The sequence below is a fragment of the Candidatus Hydrogenedentota bacterium genome, from assembly GCA_012523015.1.
Classification (GTDB): domain Bacteria; phylum Hydrogenedentota; class Hydrogenedentia; order Hydrogenedentales; family CAITNO01; genus JAAYBJ01.
In genome coordinates this window covers 1-4,016 of sequence record JAAYJI010000178.1, presented here as the reverse complement: position 1 = coordinate 4,016, position 4,016 = coordinate 1, and the positions used below count along the sequence as shown (strand labels likewise).

At 47.9% G+C, this 4,016-nt stretch carries 4 protein-coding genes; all 4 read right to left on the bottom strand.

Features of this window, described 5'->3' with window-relative positions; translation table 11 throughout:
- On the bottom strand, positions 1-979 hold a 979-nt coding region (locus GX117_07840), incomplete at its 3' end, for a prepilin-type N-terminal cleavage/methylation domain-containing protein (GenBank protein ID NLO33250.1).
- Between the two features lie 402 nt (positions 980-1,381).
- Positions 1,382-2,392 carry a prepilin-type N-terminal cleavage/methylation domain-containing protein gene (locus GX117_07835; protein ID NLO33249.1) on the bottom strand — a complete coding sequence of 337 codons (1,011 nt, stop codon included), beginning with the start codon at positions 2,390-2,392 and terminating at the stop codon, positions 1,382-1,384.
- Between the two features lie 273 nt (positions 2,393-2,665).
- Positions 2,666-3,499, bottom strand: coding sequence for a M48 family metalloprotease (locus tag GX117_07830; protein ID NLO33248.1), 834 nt, complete (start codon positions 3,497-3,499; stop codon positions 2,666-2,668).
- Positions 3,500-3,574: 75 nt separating this feature from the next.
- The coding region (locus GX117_07825; protein NLO33247.1) for a hypothetical protein at positions 3,575-4,016 on the bottom strand (442 nt) is incomplete at its 5' end.

Here is a 4,016-nt window from a genome sequence, read left to right as displayed (position 1 = left end):
TCGGCAGAATGGGTTGGGTCGCGCCAAGATCCATACTAGGCGAATTGACCTGACCCGGGGCAGGCGGTACATAAGGGATCCAATCGACGTGGCCGTCCATGAACAAGACATTACAGCCGCCGGGCACGTGATTAAAAAAGGCAATGGCCTTGTTGTAGTTGCCGAAAGCATCCATCATGGCGCAAAGGGTGCTTTGTGCCATGGCAGCCGTCTGCGGATTATTCACGTCTGTGATCATAAAGCGTTCGTTGCCTTCTTTCATCCGATACAGTCTGTCGCCTCGTCCGTTTCCGATCCCATCAGGGACCTTAAAATCACTGGTGGCAAGTTTCATCAATTCAATACCCATAGGTCCACTTGGACTGGTCACTAGATTCAACGCTTTGCCTAAAAGGGCATCCAAAAAAGCGCCAAATTGATGAGAAACCAAAGGATCACCGTCTGGAATTGAAAAACCGAACATCCCTGCGGAGGCGTTGAGTGCCGGGAATTGATCGAGGGTCACGGGCGGAATCTGCGGATGCTGCAGCAAGTCCAAAATCCATCCTACATAGACATAACTAAGATCTGCGTCTTTGGCGCGCCCTTCTTTCCAGAAATTCCAATCCCCATCGCTATCTTTTAAATCATCAACGCTATCTTGTGGATCAGAGGGGCAGACTAAAATAGAAGGATCCGCGTTGTAGTTTGGATACCAAGCTGTGACCAGGGGGGACACTCCAAATTCTAATACATTGGTACCGTTATCGGGCCAGTTTTGTGCATTAGAATTGGTGATTTGAACAGGCGGCCAAAAGTCTTTTTGTTCATCGGCATAGAGTTTAAAAATCGTGCCCCATTGTTTGAGATTGTTTTGGCAGGATTTGCGGCGCGCCGCTTCACGGGCACGGGCAAGAGCAGGAAGTAAGATGGCAGCAAGAATACCGATGATGGCAATAACGACCAACAATTCAATAAGTGTAAAGCCTTTTCTTTTCATAACTCTTTTTCCTTATTTTGGTTCTTACGTGAAAGTAGTTCAACACTACCTTCGGACTCAATAAGCCAAACTGTGAAACCTTCTCTAAAAATTCACCTCCTTCTAATAATAATTTTTTATTTAACCATTCCCGCATTAGAATGCGGCTACTTTAATATATGCATATCACACACAGAGAATCAACTTTATTATTTTCTAATCGGCAGGTTTAACCTCGAATTGCAACCCTTTCTTGAAAAAGACTTCGGCGGGAGTTCTGTTTTCTACCGCTTTAAGAGGAAGGAAAAAGATCTTTTATAGAATCGAAAAGAAGATAAAAAAATCTGCCCCTACAAGTGATTCTTGCGGGGGCAGCCGTTTATAGTCTAGGCGGTCTGTATACCTTGCTTCTTTTCAGAAGAATTAAAACAGACCGATAATATTCGCGAGGCTCGGCAGAATGGGTTGGGGCGCGCCAAGATCCATGCTGGGTGTATTGTCTTGTCCCGGAGCGGGCGCTACATAAGGCACCCAGTCCACATGGCCGTCCATAAACAACACGTTGCAGCCGCCCGGCACGTGATTGAAATAGGCGATGGCTTTGCCGTAGTTACCGAAAGTATCCATCATAGCGAAAAGGGTGCTTTGCGCCATGGCGGAAGTTTGCGGATTATTCACGTCTGTAATCATAAAGCGTTCGTTACCTTCTTTGAGTCGGTATATTTTGTCGCCCCGGCCGTTACCGATACCCTCAGTCACTTTGAAGTCGGTAGCGCAAAGTTTCATCAATTCAATACCGAAAGGTCCGGCGCCAGGATTGGTTACTATCTCCAAAGCCTTGCCTAAAAGAGCATCCACAAAAGCGCCAAATTGATGGGCAACGAGTGGATCACCGGAAGGAAGATCAAAGTCGAACATCCCCGCTGCAGCGCTGAGTGCGAGGAATTGGCTAATGCTCACGGGCGGAACCTGCGGATGCTGCAGCAAATCGAGAATCCATCCCAGATAGACATAACTGGCGTCAGCATCATCGGCATGTCCCTTCTGCCAGAAATTCCAATCTCCATTGCTATCTTTAAAATCATCAATGGTATTTTCAGGGTCAGAGGGGCAAATTAAAATGGACGGATCACTGTTGTAGTTGGGATACCAAGACGTGACCATGGGCGCCACGGCAAATTCTAAGGCATCGGTACCGATGTCGGGCCAGTTGGGTGCGTTTGAATTGGTCGCCTGAATGGGAGGCCAATAGTCTTTTTGTTCATCGGCATAGAGCTTAAAAATCGTACCCCATTGTTTGAGGTTGTTTTGGCAGGATTTGCGTCGTGCCGCTTCACGGGCGCGGGCAAGAGCCGGCAACAAGATGGCGGCAAGAATACCGATGATGGCAATGACCACCAACAATTCAATGAGTGTAAAGCCTTTTCGCTTCATAATACTTTTCCTTGTTTACGTTCTTAACATAAAACCAGTTCAACATTACCTTCTGAATAAATAAGCCACAATATGAGTGTTCTCGGAAAATTCACCTCCTTTTTTAAAATGATTCAACGCTTAAAACTTTTTTGAATTATAGTGCGAATACACCAATATATGAATGTTGAGCGCCGAAAATCAATTTTATTTTGTGCAATTTTTGGGTCGGCAACAAAGGCTCCCGTCATCACAAGTTGCAGACGGCGCGGAACAAGTCATTATTTAAAAGTATTATAAAACCGCCAGTACCGACTCAAAATAACGATCTTCATAATAAGGCCGATTTTGACGTTCCGCGTCCGGGTAATTTTGGAGCAGCGTCTGCAAGAGCGCAATGCGGTTTTCGGGAGAAGGGTGGGTGGCGAAAAGTGCCAGTGATCGGTTTCCGCCCTGTTTCTGATCCAAATCCATCAACTTGTTCATGAAGGAAATCATGGCTTCCGGGGGATAGCCGGCGCGATATAAGATGTCCATTGCCAAACTGTCTGCTTCATGCTCCTGCTGCCGGCTGAATCGGGCGCTGACACCGGTAGTAAAGAGCTGCTTAGCCAGGGCAGCGGCGGCGCCCGGATTTTCGCCTAAGGCGATTTGCGACACCACCTCCATGCCTGTCTGACGCGTAATCATTTCACCATGATGGCGCGCGCTCACATGACCGATTTCGTGGGCCATGACCGCTGCCAACTCCGCTTCGTTGGAACAAAGCTTCATCAAGCCCGTGTACACATACATGTACCCGCCGGGCAAGGCGAAGGCGTTAATGGTTTCCGGCGCTTCAATCACCTTAAAACTGTAGGGAACATCTTGGCGAGGCGCCACGGCGGATAATCGCTGCCCCACCTCGCTTACATACTGTGACATGGCGGGATTATTCAAGAGGACCGCCTCTTTTTCAATTTCTTGGGAGAATTCTTGTCCGAGTTTAATCTCTTTTTCGGTGCTCACAAAATTCAAATTAGAAATGACACCGCCGCCACCGCCGGAACTGCCGCCGAGGCTTAGTCCGGTGTATTCTTCTAAGGTGGCACAGCCGCACAATACAAGCAGTGCGGCAAATAAAGACATAACTATCACTCTGTAGGGCATTTTAGATCCTCTTCGTCTTTTGGGAAATAAAGCTAAGCAGAAAGCCTTTTGCTATCAGCGCATGAACCTAATCTTAAAGCTCTGTTTAAAAGCTAGGGGCGTTTGGGGCGCAACCAAAGCATTTTTAACGTTGTAGACCACTTCTATCGTTTTGGTTCCTTCTTCAATTGTACCATCACTGCGAAGGGATAAGGGAAGCGACTTGCCCGGAGCAAGACTCAAAGTTTTCGGAAAGACTACGCCGGGCGTGCTGCTTTCATATTCCAATTCTAATGCGATATCAGATTGATTGTAGACCTTCAAGACGCGCGTGTTTTTGCCGGGCAAGGTACATTCAGTGCCGCTGAAATGGATGATCCCTTCAACCAAGGGACGCAACCACAGCTCCCGACCCACGAGCGTGCCGCCGCCAACGGCGACGGTGCGCCGCTCAAACAAGGCCTCTTTCAGGGCTTCCGCTGTCACGTCTTCAGCAAAGATCAGGGTCATCGTTCGG

What these genes read in the sequence shown, in the direction of transcription:
- GX117_07830 (NLO33248.1), bottom strand. Translation starts at nt 3,499, where the DNA reads ATGTCTTTATTTGCCGCACTGCTTGTATTGTGCGGCTGTGCCACCTTA.
- GX117_07835 (NLO33249.1), bottom strand. Translation starts at nt 2,392, where the DNA reads ATGAAGCGAAAAGGCTTTACACTCATTGAATTGTTGGTGGTCATTGCC.